At 53.2% G+C, this 23108-nt stretch carries 23 protein-coding genes and 1 other annotated feature (1 of these 24 running past the window's edge); of the genes, 22 read left to right on the plus strand and 1 reads right to left on the minus strand.

Annotated elements, in window-relative coordinates:
- Window positions 1-38: 38 nt before the first annotated feature.
- The 11 genes from ACTVDO_RS00230 (at window position 39) to uvrC (ending at window position 12255) form a co-directional block, all read left to right on the plus strand.
- The gene (locus tag ACTVDO_RS00230) at window positions 39-1016 is read left to right on the plus strand and encodes an electron transfer flavoprotein subunit alpha/FixB family protein (protein ID WP_020960812.1); all 978 of its coding nucleotides are present in this window, start codon (window positions 39-41) and stop codon (window positions 1014-1016) included.
- 158 nt (window positions 1017-1174) lie between these two features.
- A complete protein-coding gene (gene trxA, locus ACTVDO_RS00235; protein ID WP_020960811.1) occupies window positions 1175-1489 on the plus strand; it encodes a thioredoxin in 315 nt (104 codons plus the stop codon).
- 185 nt (window positions 1490-1674) lie between these two features.
- Window positions 1675-2880, plus strand: a complete 1206-nt coding sequence (locus tag ACTVDO_RS00240; RefSeq protein WP_442900835.1) for a hypothetical protein — start codon at window positions 1675-1677, stop codon at window positions 2878-2880.
- A gap of 192 nt (window positions 2881-3072) precedes the next feature.
- Window positions 3073-4017 (plus strand): NAD-dependent epimerase/dehydratase family protein, encoded by a 945-nt coding sequence (locus ACTVDO_RS00245; RefSeq protein WP_442900836.1) that lies wholly within the window; start codon window positions 3073-3075, stop codon window positions 4015-4017.
- A complete protein-coding gene (locus ACTVDO_RS00250; protein ID WP_442900837.1) occupies window positions 4007-4939 on the plus strand; it encodes a lysylphosphatidylglycerol synthase transmembrane domain-containing protein in 933 nt (310 codons plus the stop codon). Before ACTVDO_RS00245 ends, ACTVDO_RS00250 begins: the two co-directional genes overlap by 11 nt.
- Window positions 4936-6435 carry an alkaline phosphatase family protein gene (locus ACTVDO_RS00255; protein WP_442900957.1) on the plus strand — a complete coding sequence of 500 codons (1500 nt, stop codon included), beginning with the start codon at window positions 4936-4938 and terminating at the stop codon, window positions 6433-6435. The genes ACTVDO_RS00250 and ACTVDO_RS00255 overlap by 4 nt, the downstream gene beginning before the upstream one ends.
- Window positions 6395-7156, plus strand: coding sequence for a glycosyltransferase family 2 protein (locus ACTVDO_RS00260; protein WP_041267978.1), 762 nt, complete (start codon window positions 6395-6397; stop codon window positions 7154-7156). The genes ACTVDO_RS00255 and ACTVDO_RS00260 overlap by 41 nt, the downstream gene beginning before the upstream one ends.
- 98 nt (window positions 7157-7254) lie before the next feature.
- Window positions 7255-8016, plus strand: a complete 762-nt coding sequence (locus ACTVDO_RS00265; protein WP_442900838.1) for a hypothetical protein — start codon at window positions 7255-7257, stop codon at window positions 8014-8016.
- A 26-nt stretch (window positions 8017-8042) separates the two neighbouring features.
- Window positions 8043-8975 carry an FTR1 family iron permease gene (locus ACTVDO_RS00270; protein ID WP_020960804.1) on the plus strand — a complete coding sequence of 311 codons (933 nt, stop codon included), beginning with the start codon at window positions 8043-8045 and terminating at the stop codon, window positions 8973-8975.
- 46 nt (window positions 8976-9021) lie between these two features.
- Window positions 9022-10458, plus strand: a complete 1437-nt coding sequence (locus tag ACTVDO_RS00275; RefSeq protein WP_442900839.1) for a nucleoporin-interacting protein — start codon at window positions 9022-9024, stop codon at window positions 10456-10458.
- A 15-nt stretch (window positions 10459-10473) separates the two neighbouring features.
- Complete coding sequence (uvrC, locus tag ACTVDO_RS00280) at window positions 10474-12255, plus strand: excinuclease ABC subunit UvrC (RefSeq protein WP_020960802.1); 1782 nt, start codon at window positions 10474-10476, stop codon at window positions 12253-12255.
- Window positions 12256-12442: 187 nt separating this feature from the next.
- On the opposite strand, the gene ACTVDO_RS00285 is transcribed toward uvrC, so the two are convergent.
- Window positions 12443-12895: a YslB family protein gene (locus tag ACTVDO_RS00285; RefSeq protein WP_020960801.1), complete on the minus strand. Its 453-nt coding sequence runs from the start codon at window positions 12893-12895 to the stop codon at window positions 12443-12445.
- Window positions 12896-13137: 242 nt separating this feature from the next.
- Here ACTVDO_RS00285 and ACTVDO_RS00290 point away from each other — a divergent pair, with 242 nt between their 5' ends.
- The 11 genes from ACTVDO_RS00290 to ilvE all read left to right on the plus strand — a co-directional run bounded on the left by ACTVDO_RS00290 (window position 13138) and on the right by ilvE (window position 22987).
- Window positions 13138-13746, plus strand: a complete 609-nt coding sequence (locus ACTVDO_RS00290; RefSeq protein WP_020960800.1) for a succinate dehydrogenase cytochrome b558 subunit — start codon at window positions 13138-13140, stop codon at window positions 13744-13746.
- A gap of 166 nt (window positions 13747-13912) precedes the next feature.
- Window positions 13913-15670: a succinate dehydrogenase flavoprotein subunit gene (sdhA, locus tag ACTVDO_RS00295; RefSeq protein ID WP_020960799.1), complete on the plus strand. Its 1758-nt coding sequence runs from the start codon at window positions 13913-13915 to the stop codon at window positions 15668-15670.
- 1 nt (window position 15671) lies between these two features.
- Window positions 15672-16433 (plus strand): succinate dehydrogenase iron-sulfur subunit, encoded by a 762-nt coding sequence (sdhB, locus tag ACTVDO_RS00300; protein ID WP_020960798.1) that lies wholly within the window; start codon window positions 15672-15674, stop codon window positions 16431-16433.
- A gap of 259 nt (window positions 16434-16692) precedes the next feature.
- Window positions 16693-16917 (plus strand): helix-turn-helix domain-containing protein, encoded by a 225-nt coding sequence (locus ACTVDO_RS00305; protein WP_020960797.1) that lies wholly within the window; start codon window positions 16693-16695, stop codon window positions 16915-16917.
- Between the two features lie 211 nt (window positions 16918-17128).
- Window positions 17129-17572, plus strand: a complete 444-nt coding sequence (locus ACTVDO_RS00310; RefSeq protein ID WP_020960796.1) for a MarR family winged helix-turn-helix transcriptional regulator — start codon at window positions 17129-17131, stop codon at window positions 17570-17572.
- Between the two features lie 9 nt (window positions 17573-17581).
- Window positions 17582-18376 carry a glutamate racemase gene (racE, locus tag ACTVDO_RS00315; RefSeq protein ID WP_442900840.1) on the plus strand — a complete coding sequence of 265 codons (795 nt, stop codon included), beginning with the start codon at window positions 17582-17584 and terminating at the stop codon, window positions 18374-18376.
- 105 nt (window positions 18377-18481) lie between these two features.
- Window positions 18482-19558: a GerMN domain-containing protein gene (locus ACTVDO_RS00320; protein ID WP_020960794.1), complete on the plus strand. Its 1077-nt coding sequence runs from the start codon at window positions 18482-18484 to the stop codon at window positions 19556-19558.
- Between the two features lie 325 nt (window positions 19559-19883).
- Window positions 19884-20657, plus strand: a complete 774-nt coding sequence (gene rph, locus ACTVDO_RS00325) for a ribonuclease PH (RefSeq protein ID WP_020960793.1) — start codon at window positions 19884-19886, stop codon at window positions 20655-20657.
- On the plus strand, window positions 20654-21268 hold the full coding sequence (locus ACTVDO_RS00330; RefSeq protein WP_442900841.1) for an XTP/dITP diphosphatase: 615 nt from the start codon (window positions 20654-20656) through the stop codon (window positions 21266-21268). The genes rph and ACTVDO_RS00330 overlap by 4 nt, the downstream gene beginning before the upstream one ends.
- The gene (locus ACTVDO_RS00335) at window positions 21265-21774 is read left to right on the plus strand and encodes a metallophosphoesterase family protein (RefSeq protein WP_020960791.1); all 510 of its coding nucleotides are present in this window, start codon (window positions 21265-21267) and stop codon (window positions 21772-21774) included. Before ACTVDO_RS00330 ends, ACTVDO_RS00335 begins: the two co-directional genes overlap by 4 nt.
- A gap of 313 nt (window positions 21775-22087) precedes the next feature.
- Window positions 22088-22987, plus strand: a complete 900-nt coding sequence (ilvE, locus tag ACTVDO_RS00340; protein ID WP_020960790.1) for a branched-chain-amino-acid transaminase — start codon at window positions 22088-22090, stop codon at window positions 22985-22987.
- 22 nt (window positions 22988-23009) lie between these two features.
- Window positions 23010-23108, plus strand: a binding site (T-box leader) (it continues 168 nt past the right edge of the window).

Raw genomic sequence — 23108 nt, forward strand, 5'->3', positions numbered from 1 at the left:
GCGGAAACTACGAACAATAAGGGTAGGGGGACTGAAACATGGCACGCAAAGTATTGACATTGGCAGAAGTGCGCGACGGATCGCTGCGGAACGTTTCGTTTGAAGCGATTGCGGCCGCCAAAACGATCGCGGAAGGCGGGGAAGTCGTGGCGGCGCTCGTCGGCGATCAGGTGCAGGCGCAGGCGGATGAACTTATTTTCCGCGGAGCGGATCGCGTTGTTGTCGTTGAGCATCCGAACTTGAAATTTTATACGTCTGATGGCTATTCACAAGCGTTAAAAGCGGTGATCGACAAAGAACAGCCGGAAGCCATCGTCTTTGGCCATACAGCGCTCGGCAAAGACTTGTCGCCGAAGCTCGCCACCAAATTGGACGCCGGCCTTGTATCCGACGTGGTGGCGGTCGAAGAAGCGGGCGGCAATATTGTGTTCACACGCCCGATTTACTCCGGCAAAGCGTTTGAAAAGAAAATTGTCACCGACGGCATCATCTTTGCGACGGTTCGCCCGAACAACATTGCGGCGCTTGAGCGCGACGAATCGCGCTCCGGCAGCATCGAACCGCTCACCGTTGAGATTAAAGATTTGCGCGCGATTGTGAAAGAAGTCGTCCGCAAAACAGCCGAAGGGGTCGACTTGACGGAAGCGAAAGTGATCGTCGCCGGCGGCCGCGGTGTGAAAAGCGCCGAAGGCTTCAAGCCGCTTCAAGAGCTGGCGGAAGTGTTAGGCGGTGCGGTCGGCGCCTCGCGCGGGGCGTGCGATGCGGGGTATTGCGACTACTCGCTGCAAATCGGGCAAACGGGGAAAGTCGTCACGCCGGACCTTTACATCGCCTGCGGCATCTCGGGCGCCATCCAGCACTTGGCGGGCATGTCGAACTCGAAAGTGATCGTCGCCATTAACAAAGATCCGGAAGCGAACATCTTTAAAGTGGCGGACTACGGCATTGTCGGCGATTTGTTTGAGGTCGTCCCGCTCCTGACGGAAGAATTCAAAAAGCTGAAAGTCCATTCGTAATCGGCCAAAACGGGTTGCGCGGCACGCGCTGCCCGTTTTTTCTGCGGATAAAATCCACTGCGAAGCGAATATTAGAAACGAGGCAAAATATTCGCGTCGTTTCAAATTTCCATGGTATACTTTGCTTGCAGCATTCTAGAATATGGGAGGGAATTCGCATGGCCATTATTAATGCGACAGACCAAACGTTCGCCGCGGAAACGAAGGACGGCGTCACACTCGTTGATTTTTGGGCGCCGTGGTGCGGTCCGTGCCGCATGATCGCCCCAGTGCTTGAGGAGCTTGATCAAGAAATGGGCGACAAAGTGAAAATCGTCAAAGTGAACGTTGACGAAAACCAAGAAACGGCCTCGAAGTTCGGCGTCATGAGCATCCCGACGCTGCTCGTGTTTAAAAACGGTGAACTCGTCGATAAAGCGATCGGCTATCAGCCGAAAGAAGCGCTCGCCCAGCTTGTTGGCAAACATGTGTAACCCGGCAGAAGATCCACGGTTCGATGAACGTGGATCTTTTTTATTGACACGGTGCTCTTTTCATCATGCTGCAGGATATGAAACACGTTTCCATTTTGGCAAATGCTTGTTGACAGTGAAAATCACTATCTATTATAATAAACTCTGTTAATGAAAATCATTATCAAAAACAAGGGGGATACATAATGTTGTTGAAGTGGAAGTGGATGGCTGTGTTCGCCGCCGTGGCGTTGGCGCTTGGAGCGTGCGGCCAAAGCGAACAGACGGCGGGGACAGAAAAAGAAAACAGCAGTCAAACGGCCGCAGAGAAACAAGAAGAGCCGAAAACGGAGACGAAAGCGGAAGGGGAAAGCGAGGAAGCGGAAGTCGATTACGCCGCCGCTTTCAGCGAGGCGCTTGCCGAACTTGATAAAGCGAAACAAGGAGGAACGGTCGACTTCGGCAAGGTGGAAAGTTTGTACAACGAAAAGCTGCAGCCGCTTGTACAAAAACGCGACGCGGAATTTGAAGATACGCTTGACCAGCATATTACAACTGCCTTGGCGGCCGGCAAAGACGGGTCGCTTGAGCCGCTGGTCGTCAAACAAATTTTCGATAAGCTGATGCAAAAAGTGTTTTACACAACGATCAAACATGAGTTTACTGAGGCGGAAGAACATTGGGCGAATAAGGAAGAAGTAAAAGAAGAGATCGAAGAAGCCAAAACGTTTTACGCGATTTTACAGCCAACGGTGGAAAAGCGCGATGCAGCGTATGGCACAAAACTCGTAGACGCCATTAACGGCGCGTTTGCCCAAATGGAGCAAGCGGTTCAAAGCGATGATGCCCTCTCATTTGCTCTTGGAAAACAAGTCGTTGATAAAACGTTGATGAAAACGTTCTACCTGGCGAGCGGGGCGCTGCCGCATGGCTACGCGGCGAAGGCGGCGGCTGCAGCGAAAGAAAACGCGGAAGAGGCGAAAGTGGAACAGGCGGAAGGCTGGGCGTTTTATCAATCCGTCTATCCGTATATGAAACGGCATGCCGCGGAAGAAGCAGACTACATTTTGAAGCAGTTTGACTTGCAAACCGATGTTAAAACGCTCGACCCGAAAGCGGTGAACAACGCGTTCGTGCGCGGATGGGCGAAAGTGGCGCTTCACGAGTATGAAGAAAGCAAAGAAAATTGGGGCCAAGACAAATCGGTGATTACCGCCTTAGAGGGGGCGCTCTTTATTAACATGATCGAAAATGACTTAAAAGCGCTGCTCGGCGATAAGGCGTACGCCAGCTTGAACGACCAGGCGACACGCTACTTAGAAGCGGCAAAGACGAAAAACAAAGCCGAAGGCGACAAAGTGCTGCCGCAAATCGAAGCGACGTTGCAGCAAGTGATCGAAAAAGCGAACTAACAATGGAAAAGGGTGTCCGCAGGGCGCCCTTCGCCTTTTGGGACAACGGGGCAAGAAGGGGAGTCCCTTGCCGGCCTGTAGGGCGGCGCGTCCTGAATGGAAACGATCCATTTTTCCCTATATGCCGCGACTTTCACCGCCAGCTATGGTAAGATGCTAATGGATATTAATCTCAGTAATGGGGTGGAGCTGTTGAAGATTGTCGTTACGGGAGGGGCCGGCTTTATCGGCAGCCATCTGGCTGCCTGTTTAAGCGAGCAAGGGCATGAAGTTGTTGCGTTGGATTGTTTCCATCCGTACTATTCACCCGAGCGGAAAGAGCGGCAGTTCCGGGCGCTCACCGGCGGCCGGGTGCCGCTTGTCCGCCTTGATTTGCTTGACGGGGAAAAAACGAAAAGTTCGTTGGCGCAGTTGTGCCCAGATGTGGTGTACCATTTGGCGGCGCTCCCTGGAGTGCCGCATTCGCTTGAACAGCCGCTCGCCTATATTGATTATGACATTAAAGCGACGGTGAACGTGTTGGCAGCGGCGGGGGAAGCGGGAGTCAGCCATGTGCTGTTTGCTTCGTCATCATCCGTGTATGGCGACCGTGGCAATGTGCCGCTCAAAGAAGAAATGGCCGATGGCCGTGTCGTGTCGCCGTATGCGGCCGCCAAGTACGGGGCGGAGTCGTTTTGCCATGCATACGCCCACTTGTACGGTTATCAAATGACGATGTTTCGCTATTTTACTGTTTATGGGCCGTGGGGGCGCCCGGATATGGCGATCGGTACGTTTATCCGCCGGTTGATGAACGGCGAGGAGATCGTCGTCTATGGCTCCGGGACGGCGCGCGATTATACGTACATCGATGATATTGTCGCCGGCATGGTGGCGGCGCTCCATCGCGGCGGTAGCCAAAGCGAGGTATTTAACTTAGGCGCGGGGGCGCCGGTGGCCATGGAGCAGTTGCTTGTCGAGCTGCGAAAGCATTTCCCGGATATGAAGATCACGCGCGCGCCGGAGCGAAAAGGGGACGTGAAGGCAACATGGGCGGACATCGCGAAGGCGGAGCAGGCGTTTGGCTACCGGCCGAAGGTGCCGTTTGCTGAAGGGCTTGCCCGGACGGTGGCGTGGGCGCGCGAACATGAGCGGTAAGCGGGCGGCCCAAGCGGCGTTGCGGGTGGCTGGAGTGGCGCTGTTGTTCATTTTTGCCTGGCTGACGTATCGTTATTTTGACAGCCGGTTGCTGCTCAGGCAGCTCGCTGAACTCGTTCGCCATCCCGCTGATCTCGCCGGGGCAGCGTTTGTATATGGTGTGTCGTTTTGGCTTCGGGCATGGGCGTGGAAGCAGTATGTCGGGAAACCGATCGCTTTTTCTGTCTATTGGCGCGCGGTGCTGCTAAGTTTGTTTATCAATCATCTTGTGCCGGTAAAAATTGGTGATGCGGCCCGCGTCGCTGTCCTTGCCCGCCAGCCCGGCGTTTCGGTCGGCGAAGCGGTCGAGTCGGTCGCAGTCATGCGGCTGCTCGATATGGCCGTGTTAGGCGGCTTCGCCGCTTTCGGGATGTATATGTACATGCACCAAATTCCCGGGATTCCGCTGTTAGCAGCGCTCGCTGCGGCCGGCTTTGTACTCGTTCTCATCGTGTTCCGCCGCCCGCTTCGTATCGATCGCTTATGGCGGCGATGGCGGACCGTGTTTCACAGCTGGCGAGGTATGTTGATTGTCGCGGCGGTGGCGGCAAGCTGGCTGTGTGAGGCGTCGGTCATTGGCGCGATCGCCCGAACGGTCGGTATGCCGCTTTCTTTTTGGCAGGCGGTATGGGTTAATAGCGCAACCGTATCCGGCCAGATCGCCCAAGTGGCCCCGGGTGGAGTAGGAACGTATGAGGCGGTGATGGCGTTCGCGTTGACTGTACTGGGCGTACCGTGGGGCATGGCGTATGCGGCGGCAGTGCTTACCCACGCGTTTAAATTTCTATTTTCATACGCTGCTGGAGCCGTTGTGCTCGCGCTTTGGCAGTCTGACTGGCAGGCGGTGCGGGGCGTATGGAAAAAAGAAAGGGAGAGGCGATGAAAGAAGCATCACGGTTTGAAAAAATGGCGGCGCGCTGTTGGAATTTGTTGAACGAAGGGAAACCATTCACACCGATTTTTGTCGCGGGAACGATGACGATCTACCATGCCGCTGATCTTCTCGGCGGCCATGCATCGGCGTGGCTGCTCGGCTTGGTGGCGGTGCTGCCGTTGTTTTTCATCTACTATGTATACGATTATCCGCTGTTTTTGCGCAATTATTTATGGATTCCATACGTGGTATTTCTCATCATTTGGTCGTTTGCCGATGCCGTCTTGCTGTTTTTGGCGGCTGCGCTCTATTTTTTCTTTACCGTCTTTTTTTGGGGAACGCTGTATTATCATTTGCGCATCGGCACATCGTGGTGGAATTTCACCCGCTTTTGGAAGCTTGTATTGAAAAACAGCGATTCAACAAGCGGCAACGCCCAAGAGCAGCTGCCGAAATGTTTTCTTCTTTTGTCCGTATGGGAGTACGCTTATGTACAAGCAGGGCAAGGGGCTCCCTTAGTGCCGCTGTACGGTTCGTTGGTGCTGTTTGCTGCCGGGGTATGGCTGTTTTCCTGGGTGTTGCACCGCTACTTATTCGACTGGAAGCCGGACGTTATTCCGACGTATACCGACAACGTGCCCGTTCCGGCCGTGCCGGTCAATGACAAAGTGTATGTCATCGTTATTGATGGCATGCGCAAAGACCGGTTTGAGGCGGCGAACGCTCCATTTTTAAAACGGCTGCGCGCGCACGGAACCGAATTTGCGCAAATGGAGACCGTGTACCCGGCGCGCACGGTCGTCTGCTTTACTTCGATGTTCACTGGCACATATCCGTTTGAGCACGGCATTCGGTCGAATATGGTGTGGAAGCTTGGGGCGAAAGTCGAGACGATTTTCGACTCGCTCCGCAAAATCGGAAAAACAGGCCGCTTGCTCGGCATCGCCCATTTGGTTGATTCGTTTGGTGATGATGTGGAAACGGTGACGGCCGTTATGCCGAATGACCTCGCCGACCGTTATATTATCGAGCGGGCAAAACGCATTGTCGAGGAACAAACCCCGGACTTGCTCGTCGTACAGCTGATTGCCACCGATCAAACCGGCCATAGCCGCGGCGTGCTGTATGACGAATATATCGAAAAAATTGAAGAAGCGGACGCGTTGATTGCGGAGTTTGTCGGTTGGCTTGAGGAACGCGGCGAGCTCGACCGCGCAACATTGATCATCTGTGCTGACCATGGCCAGGCGGATGGCATCGGCGGCCATGGCCATTTGGATGAAGGGGAGCGGTATGTGCCATTTTTTATGTGCGGCCCGGCCATCGAACCGGGAAAACGGGTCGACGAGAAAACGAGCCTTGTCTCGCTCGCACCGACAATCGCTTATTTACTTGGCGCGCCATATCCGAATCATAGCCGCGGTCCGGTTTTAGTCGAAGCAATGCGAAAGGAGAAGAGCAATGATGAAACGGAAGCGGGTCATCGTTTTTTTGCCGGCGCATAATGAGGAAGAAGCTATCGGGGACGTTATTCGTCGCATTCCGCGCCGCTTTCACCCTGATGTCGAAGTAAGTGTTCTTGTCATTGACGATGGATCGATGGATCGGACGGTCGAGGTGGCAGAAGAAGCGGGGGCCGATTACATTTGTCGCCTGCCGGAAAACCGCGGTCTTGGGGCGGCGGTGCGCCGCGGGCTTGAGGAATGCGTGCGTCTCGGTGCAGATATCGGGGTCATGATCGACGCCGACAACGAATACCCACCAGAGCAAATTCCCGACATTTTGGCTCCCATTTTTGCAGGAGAAGCCGACTATACGATCGGCTCACGCTTTCTCGGCACGATTCGCGGCATGAAATGGCATCGCCGTCTCGGCAACTATGTGTTCACCTGCCTGCAGTCGCTCCTTCTTGGCCAGCGCCTTTACGACGGGCAGTCGGGCATGCGCGCCTTTTCCCGCCAGGCGATGGAACAGGCGGAAATTATCCACGATTACAATTATGCCCAGGTGCTGACGCTCAATTTAGTGCGCAAAGGATTTCGCCTGAAGGAAGTGCCGATCCGCTACCAGGTGCGGACGACCGGTCGTTCCTTCATCAAATTCACCGCCTACATGACTTCCGTTATTCCGGCGATATGGAAAGAAATGAGCCGCCCGGTCGACAAAGTTGCCATCGATCGCGATGCGCATGTGCTTTCCCAAGAGTGGACGCGGCATTGTTCGTAAGGCGGCTCCCGCTTAGCCGCCGTCATGTTTTTGCCGGCCATATTGACAAAGATGTTGATAATCATTATCATTAATGTTGACAGGAGGGGGAGGAAAAAATGGGAATGTTCCGCTTCTTTTTTTACATAGCAATGATCGTTACGATCAATCTCATCCCGCTTAAAGTGTTTGCCTATTCGTATGGAAATCCGAATGAGGAAGCGGTCGCCGAAGCTTACAAGCAAATGAAAGAAAAGTTGAACGAACAGCCGCCGAACTTTGCCGCGGCGAAAGACATTTTCGGCACCGTCAAAGAGGAAATTGATATGCATATGGGGACGGAACCGTCGACGGCGGTGCTTAGGGCGCTCGAAGAGAAAGATCGCCAGGCGGTGACTAGCAATATGGAAACAATTTTAGTGCTCAATATCGCTCGCCGTTTAGAAAATATCGAAAAAAACTTTGATCAGTACGACACGAGCAAGCGGCTGCTGGCGAAGGCGTTTGCGACGTATGAGGCGCTGTCGCCGATCATTCAAGGGAAGGACCAAGCGCTTGATAAACAGCTGCGTGCGGAATTTGACAACGCTCTTCAATCGCTTGGCAATCCAGGGCTGTTCGGCGTTGGCGAGAAAAAATCGGATATCAATGTGTTTAAGAAAAGCAAAGAAACGATTTTAACGGCGCTGCAAAAGCAATTTGGTCTGAAAAGTTTAAAAGTTGGCCATTTTTCTGAAAGTGCTACGGAAAAACCAGATGAAGTACAGAAAAAAGAATGGACGGATTTGTCCAAAGTTAAAAACTGGATTCCACTCATTGTCATCGCTGCTATCATTATTGGCGCTGCCCTTATTTATGTACGAAGCCGGAAGCGGGCTTAATCCAAATGTAAAGGGGAGGCGGGGGCATGGAAGTTCAGGCGCTGCTCATTACGTTTCGCGAAGCACTCGAGGCATTGCTGATTGTTGGGATTATTACGTCCTATTTGAAACGGGTGAATCATCGCGAGTATACGAAATATGTATGGCTCGGCGCCGCCTTGGCGGTGGCCGCGAGCGTCGGTGTCGCCATTTTGTTTCAAGTCGTGTTCACCGGCTTCGCTGCGATGGGAAGTGAAATCTACTTGAAAATCGGCATTATGATCGTCTCGGCGCTCTTGTTGACGCAAATGGTGTTTTGGATGGCTGAGCATAGCCGGGACATGAAAAAAAGTGTTGAAGGGAAAATGGATCAGTTCATCACAGCCGGCAACGTGGTTGGGATGGTCATTCACTCGTTTTTGGTCGTGTTGCGCGAAGGGGTGGAAACGGTCTTTTTCTTTGCCGCCATTACACATGGGAACATCGGTGCGGCCATACAAGGATGGGGGGCGGCGACCGGAATTGCCATCGCTGTCTTGGTCAGTTACTTCTTCTTTAAGGGGACGATGCGCATTCCGCTGAAGACGTTCTTTAAAGTGACCGGTGCTTTTATCGTCTTGATTGCTGCCGGGCTGCTCGTACAAGCCATTTCAATGATGCAAGATATTAACTTGATCGGCAGCGTCATGCCCCATGTATACGACTTGACATGGCTGCTCCCGGAACATCCGATCGATTATGAGCATTATGTGCGCGACCACGGTGTCGCCCCTGTCTTTTCCGGTGAAGTCGGTGTCTTTTTAAAAGCGCTGTTCGGCTACTCATCGATGCCGTCGCTTGAAGAAATGATCGCCTATATCGGCTACTTTGTCGTGATTTACTTGCTCGTGACGAGCCGTCAAGGCCAAAAGAACAGCAAAGGGAAAGAGCGACCGGCGTCGGCCGCGGCGTTTGATGAACAGACGAAAAGCATTATGTAAAAGTACAAGGCACTGCGCCTTGTACTTTTTCTTTGGAGGGAACTTGATGAAACAACTGTTGCAGAACCGACTTTGGCTTTGTTTCAGCATCGGGATGGCCGCTGTTTTAGTCGGTGCCGGGCTGTATTGGGCGAGCCCGTATGCGGCCGCATGGGATGAAGTGGATTTTACGCTGGCGCTCGAGCGCTACGACTTGTTGGCCATGCAACCGCATTTCCCGGGTTACCCGTATTTTATTTTAGGCGGCATGGCCGTTCATGCTGTGGTCGCCAATCCGGCTAAGGCGCTTTCCGTGTTGAACGTTCTTGTTTTAGGTTCCGCTGTTTTCCCGCTCGTTTGGCTGTTGCGACGGCACGTTCCGCTCCCGGCGGCGCTGTTGGCAGCCTTGGCGGTGTTCTCTTCGAGCTACGTGTTCCTTGCCGCCGCCCGACCGATGTCAGACGGTGCGGCGCTCGGGGTGCTCTGGTGGTATATCTGGGCGGTGGAGCGGACGCATCGACAGAAGACATGGAGGGCGCAGCTTTTGCCGGCAGCTTTATTTAGTGTGCTTATGGGCATCCGCTTGTCGTATGCTCCGTTTGCCGTCGCCTTATTGTTCCTTTGGTATGAAGACTGGAAAACGCATCGCCGCTTTAGCCGTGTGGCGGCATCGGCGCTGGCAGCGGCTGGTTTTCAATTGATTTGGGTGGCGGCGGTGGCACGAACAGAGGGAGGGCTTTGGCCGTTTTTCAAGCTTGGCTGGGCCTTTGTCCACGGCCATTTCAGCGATTGGGGCGGAACGGCCGCGGCGAGCCCGCTGCCGTTTTCGGAGCGGGTGTGCCGGTTTTTGATCAACAACTTTCTTTGGACCGGCATCGCCAGCCAAAACGCCTGGCTGCTGGCCGCCTATGCCGTAATGGGCGCCATCGCCTGGCGCGCGGGGCGGTTTCAGCTGCCGCGCTCGCTCGTTGTTTCGGCTTTGCTGTATGCCGTGTGGGCGCTATTGGCGCAGAACATTGAAAAGCCGCGCCATCTTCTTCCGTTGATCCATTTTGCACTGTTTTATGTGTGGGGTCGCTTCTTTACTGCGCTGCGGCCATGGCGGTTGGCGCTGGCGGCGGCGGTTGTGCTCCTGCAAGCTGGAGTTGGTGCGGGACAGCTGCGCGAACAGGTGGAAACGCCCCCGGCTGTGTACCAGTTGGCCGCCGATTTGCGTGACAAGCCGCGTCCGTTTGTGGTATATACGTGGGAGGAGACGCGCGTGTTCGACTATTTGCACGTGCCGTTTCCGCATAAAGAGGTGTTTCATTTTTCCTTCTTTTTGCAAGACAAAGAAAACTACCGCCATGCTGCCATTTATATGACAAATCATGTTGTTGACGGGTTTCGCGCCCAAGGAGCCGACTTGTCGGGCCGTGTGCGGAAAGTGAAAACGTATCGCTCAAGTTCACTCGCTGATCCCGTGTATGGAACGATTACGCTGTACGAATGGATCGAGGAATAGAATGGAGTGATGGCCATGAACAACCGGCTGAAAGAAAAGTTGTCCGTGCTGCCGGAGCAGCCGGGCTGCTACTTAATGAAAGACAAACATGGAACGGTCATTTACGTCGGCAAAGCGAAGTCGCTGAAGGCGCGCGTCCGCTCGTATTTCACCGGGACGCACGACGGCAAGACACAGCGGCTCGTCGAGGAAATCGCCGATTTTGAATATATTGTCACCTCGTCAAATGCCGAGGCGCTCATTTTGGAGATGAATTTGATCAAAAAGCATGACCCGAAATACAACGTTATGCTCAAAGACGATAAAAGTTATCCGTTTATTAAAATTACCGCGGAACAACATCCGCGCCTGCTCATCACCCGCAAGGTGAAAAAAGACGGCGGCAAATATTTCGGTCCGTACCCGAATGTGCAGGCGGCGAACGAAACGAAAAAGCTGCTTGATCGTTTGTATCCGCTTCGCAAATGCTCGACAATGCCTTCGCGCGTCTGTTTGTATTACCATATGGGCCAATGCCTCGCCCCGTGCGTTTACCCGGTGCGGGACGAACAAAACAAGGCGATGGTCGAGCAAATCGCCCGCTTTTTAAACGGCGGCTATGAAGACGTAAAGCGGGAGCTGACGGAAAAAATGCATCAGGCGGCCGAAGCGCTCGAGTTTGAGCGGGCGAAAGAATACCGCGACCAAATCGCGGCGATTGAGATGACGATGGAAAAGCAAAAAATGATGTTCCACGATTTCATCGACCGTGATGTGTTCGGTTATGCGTATGACAAAGGCTGGATGTGCGTACAAGTGTTTTTCCTCCGCCAAGGGAAGCTCATTGAGCGCGATGTGTCCATTTTTCCGCTTTACCAAGACCCAGATGAGGAAATGCTCACATTTTTAGGCCAGTTTTACACGAAGGCGCATCATTTCAAGCCGAAGGAAATTGTCCTGCCGGCCGATGTTGATGGAGAATTGGCCCATGAGTTGCTTGGTGTTTCCATCGTTCAACCGAAAAAAGGGAAGAAAAAAGAACTCGTTGAGCTGGCAAGCAAAAACGCCGCCATTGCGCTGAAGGAGAAATTTTATTTCATTGAACGCGACGAGGAACGGACGATCAAGGCGGTTGAGCGGCTCGGGGAGCGGCTTGGCATTCCAGCGCCGCGCCGCATCGAGGCGTTTGACAACTCGAACCTTTACGGAGCCGATCCGGTCTCAGCGCTCGTTGTCTTCCTTGACGGCAAACCGGCGAAAAAAGAGTACCGGAAATACAAAGTGAAAACAGTTGACGGGCCGAACGATTACGGGTCGATGCGCGAAGTTGTGCGCCGCCGCTACACGCGCGTGCTGAAAGAAGGGCTTCCGCTTCCCGATTTGATCATCATCGACGGCGGCAAAGGACATTTGTCGGCGGTGCGCGATGTATTGGAAAACGAGCTCGGTCTTGACGTGCCGCTTGCCGGGCTGGCGAAAGATGAAAAGCACCGCACTTCCGAGCTTTTGGCCGGCGATCCGCCAGCGGTTGTGCCGCTTGACCGGCAAAGCCAGGAGTTTTATTTATTGCAGCGCATTCAAGACGAAGTGCACCGGTTTGCCGTCACATTCCACCGCCAGACGCGGCAAAAGACGATGCTCCACTCCGTGCTCGACGACATTCCCGGCGTCGGGGAGAAGCGGAAAAAGGCGCTGTTACACTATTTCGGATCAGTCAAAAAGATGAAAGAGGCGACCGTTGAGGAGCTGCAGCGGGCGAACATCCCGCGGGCGGTGGCGGAGAAAATTTACGAAAAGCTGCATCGGCATAACGGCTAAAAGGGCGCTCCCACTCCTAGGGACGCCCTTTGGTGCCTTTATCATCCTGCGCCGAGGCGTGGTTAACAGCCGGCCGTGGGGCGGTTGTTTCCAAAAATTTCCTCATCGAAGCGCTCGCGTAGGTGGGAGAGCGCTCAATCTCCTTACCCGAGAAGCTTTTGCTTTCACCGCAGAAAACTTGAGGAGATCAGTCGATGGTTTGTTTCCGATCCCACTTCACTAAAATGCGCGCCTTGCCGGTCTGCTTTGGCGGCAATTCGATCGCTTCAGTCACGAACCGTTTTTGCTGCTCAATTTGCTGGGCGAGAAACCCGGCTTCGAGCTGAAAGGTGCAGCTGTCGTATAGGGAAAGGCGTGCGGAGATAATCGGGCCGGACAACTCGATGTGCAGTTCATCTTTCCGCTCTTCGCCGGCCGACAGCGTCCCCCAACCGGCCCGCTCAAAAAAGGCGGTGATGGCTTCTAGGTCAGGAAGCGGATAGCGGCGTGCCAGCTGTTTGCCGGCCCAGTATAAAAGGGCGGCGGCATCCTTGCCGAGCAGCTCGGGAAGAAGAGAATGGCGGAGCAGCTCAGCGCTGAATGCAGAAAGTGTAATCGATTCAAATGTTTGATACTGTTTCTCTAACGGTGGCTGTTTCATCGTCTTCCCCTCTTTCTATCCATTTCCTCATTATAGCTGAACTGCCGACGGCGTGCACTCTCTTTCTTCGGGAGAGGTAAATATGAGAATGTTTGAACATTTTGTGTCGATGTTTTCTTGACGCTTGTACGATGTGGGAGTACAATGAATGTGACAAAGCGAATATGGAAATGGAAGGCGTTTCTATTTCCGTTCTGTAACGAGGAGCACACATTTTATTACTAGTCAAAGGGGGTTTACATATGGCAGGGAATCGCGAGTTTTACTACCGCCGGCTCCATTCGCTGCTCGGGGTTATTCCCGTTGGCATTTTTTTAGTGCAGCACTTGATCGTCAACCATTTTGCGACGCGTGGGCCGGAAGCGTTTAACCGGGCGGCTTCGTTTATGGAGCAATTGCCGTTTCGCATTCTCTTGGAAATTTTTATTATTTTTCTTCCATTGTTGTTCCACGCTGTATACGGCATTTATATTGCGTTTACAGCCAAATTCAACACCGGCCAGTACGGCTATTTCCGCAACTGGATGTTTATGCTTCAGCGGATCACAGGCATTATTACGTTGATTTTTGTCGTCTGGCACGTGTATGAAACACGGGTTCAAGCCGCATTTGGCGCTGAAGTGAACTACGATATGATGGCGAATATCGTCGATAACCCGTTTATGCTTTGGTTTTATATTGTCGGAATTTTGTCAACCGTATTTCACTTCGCCAACGGCTTATGGTCGTTCTTCGTCAGCTGGGGGTTAACCGTGTCTCCTCGTTCGCAGCAAGTGTTTACGTACATTACGATGATCATTTTTGTCGCGCTTTCGATTGTCGGTATTCGCGCTATTTTAGCTTTTGCGTAGGACAAGCCTTTCATTCAGGACGTTTCGAACATGAACCGCTGCGTTGGCTGGTGACGGATCGCGCTGCAGCCGTTCGCCGAACGATCGCTTGGTCGATGGGGCGAGCCGGCGGGGCAAACCGTGGACATTGAAGCAAAAGCAGCAATTTTCTAGGGAGTGAGTAGCCATGAAAAAAGGAAAAATCATCGTTGTAGGCGGCGGATTGGCCGGCTTGATGGCCACGATTAAAATCGCCGAAGCAGGAGTGCCTGTCGAGTTGTTTTCGCTCGTTCCGGTAAAGCGTTCTCACTCCGTCTGTGCCCAAGGCGGCATTAACGGAGCGGTCAATACGAAAGGGGAAGGCGACTCGCCGTGGGAACATTTTGACGATACCGTCTACGGCGGCGACTTTTTGGCCAACCAGCCTCCGGTCAAAGCGATGTGTGAGGCGGCGCCGGGGATCATTTACATGCTCGACCGGATGGGCGTCATGTTCAACCGCACGCCGGAAGGGTTGCTCGATTTCCGCCGTTTCGGGGGGACGCAGCATCACCGCACGGCTTACGCCGGGGCGACGACCGGCCAGCAAATTTTGTATGCGCTTGATGAACAAGTGCGCCGCCATGAAGTGGCCGGACTGGTGACGAAATATGAACATTGGGAATTTTTAGGCGTTGTTTTAGATGATGAGCAAATTTGCCGCGGCATCGTCGCGCAAGATTTGCGGTCTATGGAGATTAAAGCGTTTCCTGCCGATGCCGTCATTTTGGCGACCGGCGGGCCGGGGATCATTTTCGGAAAATCGACGAACTCGGTCATCAATACCGGTTCAGCGGCATCGATCGCTTATCAACAAGGCGTCTATTACGCAAACGGTGAGTTTATCCAAATCCATCCGACAGCGATCCCGGGTGATGACAAACTCCGGTTGATGAGCGAATCGGCCCGCGGGGAAGGCGGCCGTGTCTGGACGTACAAAGACGGAAAACCGTGGTACTTCCTTGAAGAAAAATATCCGGCTTACGGAAACTTAGTGCCGCGCGACATCGCCGCCCGGGAAATTTTCCATGTGTGCGTCGATTTGAAGCTCGGCATTAACGGTGAAAATATGGTGTATTTGGATCTTTCCCATAAAGATCCGAAAGAGTTGGACATCAAGCTTGGCGGCATTATTGAAATTTACGAGAAATTTATGGGTGAAGACCCTCGCAAAGTGCCGATGAAAGTGTTCCCGGCTGTCCACTACTCGATGGGCGGTTTATGGGTTGACTTCGATCAAATGACGAATATTCAAGGCCTGTTTGCCGCCGGTGAGTGCGATTATTCCATTCACGGCGCCAACCGTCTTGGGGCGAACTCGCTCTTGTCGGCGATTTACGGCGGGATGGTCGCCGGGCCGAATGCCGTCCGTTACATCCGCGGCCTCGAAAAATCGGCTGATGCGCTCCCGTCAACGTTGTTCGATCGCTACGTCAAACAGGAGCAAGAAAAATGGGACAACATTTTGGCGATGGACGGTACGGAAAATGCGTATGTGCTGCATAAAGAGCTCGGTGAATGGATGACGGCCAACGTGACGATCGTTCGCTACAACGACCGGTTGCGGAAGACAGATGAAAAAATTCAAGAGCTGATGGAACGGTATAACAACATTAGCGTCACGGATACGGCGAAATGGAGCAACCAGGGGGCAACATTTATCCGTCAGCTGTATAACATGTTGCAGCTCGCTCGTGTTATCACGCTTGGCGCTTACCATCGCAACGAGAGCCGCGGTGCGCACTACAAACCGGAGTTTCCGGAGCGCAATGACGAAGAGTGGCTGAAAACGACGATGGCCCGTTATACGCCAGACGGTCCGGCGTTCCATTACGAAGAGGTCGATGTCTCGTTGATTAAGCCGCGTAAACGCGACTACAGCAAAAAGAAAGAGGAAGTGAAGTAAGATGAGCGAGAACAAAACGGTTCGATTCATCATTACGCGCCAAGATCGTCCGGATTCTGCGCCATATGAAGAGGAGTTTGTCATCCCGTACCGCCCGAATATGAACGTCATTTCAGCGCTCATGGAAATTCGCCGCAATCCGGTCAATGCCAAAGGAGAAAAAACGACACCGGTTGTTTGGGAAATGAACTGTTTGGAAGAAGTGTGCGGGGCGTGTTCGATGGTTATTAACGGCAAGCCGCGCCAAGCGTGTGCGGCCTTGATCGACCAGCTTGAACAGCCGATCCGCCTCGAGCCCATGCGCACGTTCCCGGTCATCCGCGACTTGGCGATCGACCGAAGCCGGATGTTTGACGCCTTAAAACGAGTAAAAGCGTGGATCCCGATCGACGGAACGTACGATTTAGGTCCGGGGCCGCGCATGCCGGAGCGGAAACGGCAATGGGCATACGAGTTGTCAAAATGCATGACGTGCGGCGTTTGCCTTGAGGCGTGCCCAAACGTTAACAGCAAGTCGAACTTTATCGGCCCGGCGCCGCTGTCGCAAGTCCGGCTGTTTAACGCCCATCCGACTGGGGCGATGCATAAAGCGGAACGGCTGCGGGCCATTATGGGCGACGGGGGATTGGCGAACTGTGGCAATTCGCAAAACTGCGTGCAATCATGTCCGAAAGGCATTCCGCTGACGACGTCAATCGCTGCATTAAACCGCGACACGACGATTCAAATGTTCCGCGATTTCTTCGGCAGCGACGAAGCATAACGATACTATATCGATCCCCTTCATGGACGGCCATGAAGGGGATTTATGTTCACCAAGACACCGGGCGACAACCGGCTGCCAGGCAGATGCCGCCTGTCGGCTGTTGTCCCGGCGGACGGGAAGTGTGAAGAAAGAAGACCCATTTTTCTATTAGATAAACAAATTTTCGTCACCGTCACCCTTGCTCTCACATACGATATGGTGAGGAAATACCCATCCGGCAGTTCGGGCCCATTGAGAGCAAGGAGGGTTACAACCGTTGAAGGATCAATCGTTTCAATCGAAGCCGCTGTTGACAAAAAGAGAAAAAGAAGTCTTCGAATTGCTCGTCCAAGACAAAACAACGAAAGAGATCGCCAAAGAGCTGTTCATCAGCGAGAAAACCGTTCGCAACCATATTTCGAATGCGATGCAAAAGCTTGGGGTTAAGGGGCGCTCGCAAGCTGTCATCGAATTGCTTCGAATGGGCGAACTTGAACTATAAACGATGCCGGCTTTCCCTTTTCGGATGGCCGGCTGTTATGTTCCCTTGCGGCCGGACGAGGCTTGATTGCCCGCCCGGCTTTCGTCTGTAGTGGAAGTGGCATTTTTGTATTGATTATGTCCCCGGGTGTTGTAAAATGAAAAATAGAATAAGTATTGGCACGAGCCGCCGCTTTAGGGCTAAGCCGCGAAAACGATCAAGGGGAGATTGTATGCCGTCTGCGATGAATGAAAAAACAGTTGCTGAGTTGGAAAAATTGCTTCGTTATATCGCCGCTAACTTAAAACAGCGCGGCCGCGAAATTTTAACGAATTACCCGATTACCCCCCCGCAATTTGTCGCCTTGCAATGGCTGCTTGAAGAAGGGGACTTGACGGTTGGCGAGTTATCGAACAAAATGTATTTGGCGTGCAGCACGACGACCGATTTGACTGACCGCATGGAACGGAACGGCCTTGTCAGCAGAATCCGCGACGAGCATGACCGCCGCGTCGTCCGAATCCATCTGTTGGAAAAAGGAGAACGCATCATCGAGGAGGTCATTGAAAAACGCCGGCGCGATTTGGCGAGAGTGCTAGAGAACTTTTCGGACGAGGAAATCGTCTTCTTGGAACGTTGTTTACGAAAATTGCATCAAGAAATGAACAAAGAATGAGGCGATCATTTGGAAAGAGCAATTGGTGTCATAGACTCAGGGGTTGGCGGCTTAACCGTCGCCAAAGAAATTATGCGGCAGCTGCCGAAGGAACGGATCATTTATCTCGGCGACACCGCCCGCTGCCCATATGGACCGCGTCCAGTGGAAGAAATCCGTCAGTTTACATGGCAAATGATTCAGTACTTGCAGCAATACCCGCTGAAAATGCTCGTTATCGCCTGCAACACGGCGACCGCTGTCGTGCTTGATGAGGTGCGGGCGATGCTTGACATTCCGGTGCTTGGTGTCGTCCATCCTGGCGCTCGCGCCGCTCTGAAGGCGACGAAAAGCGGGCATATCGGTGTGATCGGCACGGTCGGAACGGTCAGAAGCAAAGCGTATGAAAAAGCGCTCCAATCGATCAACCCGCACGTTCGTGTCGAAAGTTTAGCCTGTCCGAAATTCGTCCCGCTTGTCGAAAGCGGTGATTTTGAAGGGGAGAAGGCGGTGGCGATTGTCGCCGAATCGCTTGCTCCGCTGCGTCCGCGGCCGATCGATGTGCTCATTTTAGGATGCACACATTACCCGCTGTTGGCCCCGCTCATTCGGGCGTATATGGGGAAACAGGTGAAACTCATTTGCTCCGGCGATGAAACGGCCCGCGAAGTAAGCACGATTTTGCATCATAGCCACCTCCTTTACACGGGCAGACGCGAACCGGAGCACTTGTTTTTCACGACCGGATCAAAAGAACTGTTTGAAAAGATCTCAGGAAAATGGTTTGGCAAATCGATCGGCAAAGTGGAGACGATTCGCTTATGACCGAAAAAATCCTTTAGCGCTTGGACGCTAAAGGATTTTTTTATTCTATTTTGGCAACCGGCTCGTATACATAGTAGTACAAACTACGAGTAGGAGGGAACGTCAATGGGCAAACGGACGGCTCATAGATGGATGGCGCCGGTGCTCGCTTCGCTTTTGCTGCTTGGCGGCTGCGGTTTGTTTGGCAATGATGAGGCGGTGAAGGAGATCGACCCGCCGCAAGAAACGAGCTATGTCAAAGACGGCCAAGCGCTCCAGGAGGCAACGGGAGACAAACAGGGAGAAAAAGAGGAAGCGAAGGCTGCTGAGACGGTGAAGAGAGAATTATACTTAATTGACAAACACGGCTTCGTCGTGCCGCAAACGGTCGAGTTGCCAAAAACACAGGCGGTTGCCAAACAAGTGCTCGAATATTTGGTTGAGGACGGTCCGGTGTCAGAAATTTTGCCAAATGGCTTCCGCGCTGTCATTCCGGCAGGGACGACTGTGCTCGGGACGAAATTGGAGAAAGATGGGACGCTGATCGCCGATTTTTCGCCGGAATTTAAGCAATACAAACCGGAAGATGAAAAGCGGATTTTGCAAGCCATTACGTGGACATTGACTCAATTTGATAACATTAAGCGCGTCAAAATCCGGATTAATGGCTATGACCAAGAAGTGATGCCGGTCAATAAAACACCGATTCAGGGTGGAGTCAGCCGTGCGGACGGCATCAATATCGAGGCAAGCGGCGTACCGGACATTACGAATACACACCCGGTCACCGTCTATTTTGTCGCCCAACAGGGGGATCACACATATTACGTGCCGGTGACAAGACGCGTCCCCAATAAAGAGAAGGACGATATCGCAGCGGCGATCCATGAACTCATTCAAGGGCCGGATCATGGCAGTGGACTTGTCGGCGTCTTTCAGCCGGATGCCAAACTTGTCGATGCCCCGAAATATGAAGACGGCAAAGTGACGCTCAACTTTAACGAAGGTATTTATGGCAGCAACAAGAAAAACGTCATTTCCGATGTTGTGCTAAATTCGCTTGTGTTGTCGCTCACCGAACAAAACGGGGTGGAAAGTGTGGCGATCACCGTCAACGGCAAAGCGGATCTCGTTACCGAAGACGGTAAGCCGCTCACGAAACCGGTCACTCGGCCGCAAAACGTCAATACCGGGACATTTTAGCCGTTTGGCGCCGGCAGCTGGAAACGAAGAAACGGTTATGGTATAACAAAGAGGTGGAAACGTCTTCCGCCTCTTTGTTTTTGATTAAAAACCGTAGGACGCACGGAGATGGCTTGGCGGACAGCGTGCCGTGGGGCGGAGGTTCCTGCGAATCTCCCACCTCTAAGCGCACGTGTAGGTGGGAGGGCGTTCAATAAAGCGGTGGGAAGCTTGCGATAGACGCAGGAAAGAAATGTTCTACACCGCCTGGATTCGCTAAAAAAGGGCCGACCGACACCGGACGGCCAGGCGGGAGCCACCTAAGGAGGAAAAAGGAGGATTGCCGATGAGAACGGACGGACGAAAGAACCGCGAGCTGCGCCCTGTACATATACAACCGCATTACATGAAACATGCCGAAGGGTCGGTGCTGATTGAAATCGGCGACACGAAAGTGATTTGCACGGCGACGGTCGAAGAGAAAGTGCCGCCGTTTATGCGCGGCGGCGGGAAAGGATGGATTACGGCTGAATATGGGATGCTGCCGCGGGCGACAGAACAGCGGAATGCGAGGGAAGCGAGCAAAGGGAAAGTGTCAGGGAGGACGATGGAAATTCAGCGCCTGATCGGCCGGTCGCTCCGTTCGGTCGTTGAGCTGGAACAGTTGGGTGAGCGGACCGTCTGGCTTGACTGTGACGTCATTCAGGCGGACGGAGGGACGCGGACAGCGTCGATTACCGGCGCGTATGTAGCGCTAGTGCTGGCGCTCTCGAAGCTCGTTGAGGAAGGGAAGCTTCAGTCGCTTCCGGTTCGCGATTTTCTCGCTGCTACGTCAGTCGGCATCGATCCCGAACACGGGATCATCCTTGATTTGAATTACAGCGAGGACACGCGGGCCAAAGTTGACATGAACGTCGTCATGACCGGGGCCGGCCAGTTTGTCGAAATTCAAGGCACCGGGGAAGAGGCGACTTTTTCCCGCGCCGAGCTGGACGAGTTGCTCGGGGCGGCGCAAACCGGCATTGAACAGCTCATCGCCATTCAGCGCCGCGTATTAGGCGAGAAGGCGGCCCACATCGGGGCGAAGTGGGAAACAGAACGGGAGGGGAAGGCAGAGTGAAGGAAATCGTCATTGCCACAAAAAATGCCGGCAAAGTGCGCGAGTTTGCCGCCTTGTTTGCGAAGCGGGGCATCGACGTGAAATCGTTGCTTGATTTTCCGGACATTCCGGATGTTGAAGAAACAGGGAGCACATTTGCCGAAAACGCCAAACTAAAGGCGGAAGCGGTGTCTGACCGCTTGCAGCGGCCGGTCATCGCCGACGATTCCGGGTTGGCGGTCGATGCGCTCGGCGGCCGGCCGGGTGTCTATTCAGCCCGCTATGCCGGCGAAGACAAAAACGACGCGCGCAACATCGAAAAACTGCTTTGTGAGTTGGAAGGTGTGCCGATGGAAAAACGCACCGCCCGCTTTCATTGCGCGTTGGCGGTCGCCATTCCCGGGCGGCCGACCGCCGTTGTCGAAGCGACGTGCGACGGCTATATCGCTGAAGAGCCGCGCGGGGAGGGCGGTTTCGGATATGATCCCGTCTTTTATCTTCCGGAGAAGGGGAAGACGATGGCTGAACTCACTCCGGAAGAGAAAAATGCCATCAGCCACCGGGCGAAGGCGTTGGCGCGGTTGAATGAGCAATGGGACGAGATCATGGGCGAAACGAGGCGGGCGGAATGAAAGCGGTCATTGTGAGTGACAGCCATGGGCTTACGGATGAACTGGCGCAAATTGTCATGCGCCATCGCCATGAAGTGAACTTGTTCATTCATTGCGGCGATTCCGAACTGCCGGCTGAGGCGGATGCGATCGCCCCATTTGCGGTCGTGCGCGGCAATTGCGATTGGACAGCGGCGTTTCCCGATGAGCGGATCGAGGAGGCGGACGGCGTCCGCCTCTTTGTCACCCACGGCCACTTATACGGGGTGAAGACGTCGCTTTTACGGTTATACTATCGGGCGAAAGAAGCGGGGGCCAATATCGTTTGCTTCGGCCACTCCCACTTGGCTGGCGCCGAGCAAATCGATGATGTGTTGTTCATTAATCCCGGCAGCATCGCCCTGCCGCGCGGAAGAAAAGAAAAAACATATGCGGTGTTAGAAATGGACAGAGGGCGGACCTTCATCCAATTTTGCGATATCGGGGGGCGCCCTATTCCCGGTCTTGAAAAAACGTTTTCTATCTAAAGCGGACGCCTGTCCGCTTTTTTCATTATCCGGGCGTCTTCACCTTGAAGGATTGAAACTATTTGAACCGTTTCTCGCCTCTCCCCTTCTGTTGTTGGCGGGAAAGAAAAAATTTTTTCATAATCGACAAATCCTTGATTCTATCACATTGTAAGCGTATACAAATAGTTGGACCAATCGAAATTTTCAAAAAACGTTATTGACGGCGGGGAGGTTTAGGATTATTATAATTTTCAAACAAGAGAAACGACTCAAACACATCATCGAGCCGTTCGAAGCAACTGTTGACTGATCAAGGAAGAGGGGAACCGAAGTGGGCGAACAATGGATCTTTTTAAACGGAGAACTTGTGACGAAGGAAAACGCAAAAATATCAGTTTATGATCACGGATTTTTGTATGGGGACGGCGTGTTTGAAGGGATTCGCGTTTACAGCGGCAATGTTTTTCGTCTCGAAGAGCATATAGATCGGCTGTACAATTCAGCTAAATCTATTTTGTTGGACATTCCGTATACGAAGGACGAAATGATCGGCTACTTGCTCGAAACTGTCCGCCGCAACGGCTATCAAGATGCGTACATTCGCCTTGTCGTTTCGCGTGGGGTTGGCGATTTGGGGCTCGACCCGTATAAATGCAAAACGCCGCAAATCGTCATTATCGTTGAGCCGTTGGCACTCTTCCCGAAACATTTATATGAAACGGGCATTGAAGTGGTGACAGTAGCAACGCGCCGCAACCGCTCCGATGTGTTGAGTCCGAAAGTCAAATCGCTCAACTATTTAAACAACATTCTTGTAAAAATTGAAGCCCATCTGGCCAACGTGAGCGAAGCGCTCATTTTGAATGACCAAGGATATGTGGCCGAAGGCTCTGGAGATAACGTCTTTATCGTGAAGGATGACGTCATTTACACGCCGCCGGGGTATGTCGGGGCGCTTGAAGGCATTACGCGCCAGGCGATTATAGAAATTGCGACTGAACTCGGCTATACGGTGAAGGAGGAGCCGTTTACCCGCCATGATGTATATGTTGCGGACGAGGTGTTTTTAACCGGGACGGCAGCCGAAGTCATTTCCGTCATTAAAGTTGACGGCCGGACGATCGGCGACGGAACCCCTGGTCCGCATACGAAGCGGCTTCTGGAAGAATTCCGCCGCCGCGTTGTAGCGGAAGGCGTGAAAGTATATCCGACCAACGCCAATGTCGGTTGAGCTGCAACGATAATTGCATAGGGAAAAAGCGTTGACGAGGATAAGTAGTCAGCGGGGCCAACATCCACAGAGAGCCGGGAGAGCTGGGAACCGGTGATGTTGCCGCTTGATGAACTCACCT

The sequence above is a fragment of the Geobacillus sp. BK01 genome (genome assembly GCF_052220245.1).
Classification (GTDB): domain Bacteria; phylum Bacillota; class Bacilli; order Bacillales; family Anoxybacillaceae; genus Geobacillus.

Excerpts from the sequence above, each read along its gene's own strand:
- ACTVDO_RS00230 (WP_020960812.1), top strand. The coding sequence starts at position 39 with ATGGCACGCAAAGTATTGACATTGGCAGAAGTGCGCGACGGATCGCTG.
- trxA (WP_020960811.1), top strand. The coding sequence starts at position 1,175 with ATGGCCATTATTAATGCGACAGACCAAACGTTCGCCGCGGAAACGAAG.
- ACTVDO_RS00240 (WP_442900835.1), top strand. The coding sequence starts at position 1,675 with ATGTTGTTGAAGTGGAAGTGGATGGCTGTGTTCGCCGCCGTGGCGTTG.
- ACTVDO_RS00250 (WP_442900837.1), top strand. The coding sequence starts at position 4,007 with ATGAGCGGTAAGCGGGCGGCCCAAGCGGCGTTGCGGGTGGCTGGAGTG.
- ACTVDO_RS00255 (WP_442900957.1), top strand. The coding sequence starts at position 4,936 with ATGAAAGAAGCATCACGGTTTGAAAAAATGGCGGCGCGCTGTTGGAAT.
- ACTVDO_RS00260 (WP_041267978.1), top strand. The coding sequence starts at position 6,395 with ATGAAACGGAAGCGGGTCATCGTTTTTTTGCCGGCGCATAATGAGGAA.
- ACTVDO_RS00265 (WP_442900838.1), top strand. The coding sequence starts at position 7,255 with ATGGGAATGTTCCGCTTCTTTTTTTACATAGCAATGATCGTTACGATC.
- ACTVDO_RS00270 (WP_020960804.1), top strand. The coding sequence starts at position 8,043 with ATGGAAGTTCAGGCGCTGCTCATTACGTTTCGCGAAGCACTCGAGGCA.
- ACTVDO_RS00275 (WP_442900839.1), top strand. The coding sequence starts at position 9,022 with ATGAAACAACTGTTGCAGAACCGACTTTGGCTTTGTTTCAGCATCGGG.
- uvrC (WP_020960802.1), top strand. The coding sequence starts at position 10,474 with ATGAACAACCGGCTGAAAGAAAAGTTGTCCGTGCTGCCGGAGCAGCCG.
- ACTVDO_RS00285 (WP_020960801.1), bottom strand. The coding sequence starts at position 12,895 with ATGAAACAGCCACCGTTAGAGAAACAGTATCAAACATTTGAATCGATT.
- ACTVDO_RS00290 (WP_020960800.1), top strand. The coding sequence starts at position 13,138 with ATGGCAGGGAATCGCGAGTTTTACTACCGCCGGCTCCATTCGCTGCTC.
- sdhA (WP_020960799.1), top strand. The coding sequence starts at position 13,913 with ATGAAAAAAGGAAAAATCATCGTTGTAGGCGGCGGATTGGCCGGCTTG.
- sdhB (WP_020960798.1), top strand. The coding sequence starts at position 15,672 with ATGAGCGAGAACAAAACGGTTCGATTCATCATTACGCGCCAAGATCGT.
- ACTVDO_RS00310 (WP_020960796.1), top strand. The coding sequence starts at position 17,129 with ATGCCGTCTGCGATGAATGAAAAAACAGTTGCTGAGTTGGAAAAATTG.
- ACTVDO_RS00320 (WP_020960794.1), top strand. The coding sequence starts at position 18,482 with ATGGGCAAACGGACGGCTCATAGATGGATGGCGCCGGTGCTCGCTTCG.
- rph (WP_020960793.1), top strand. The coding sequence starts at position 19,884 with ATGAGAACGGACGGACGAAAGAACCGCGAGCTGCGCCCTGTACATATA.
- ACTVDO_RS00335 (WP_020960791.1), top strand. The coding sequence starts at position 21,265 with ATGAAAGCGGTCATTGTGAGTGACAGCCATGGGCTTACGGATGAACTG.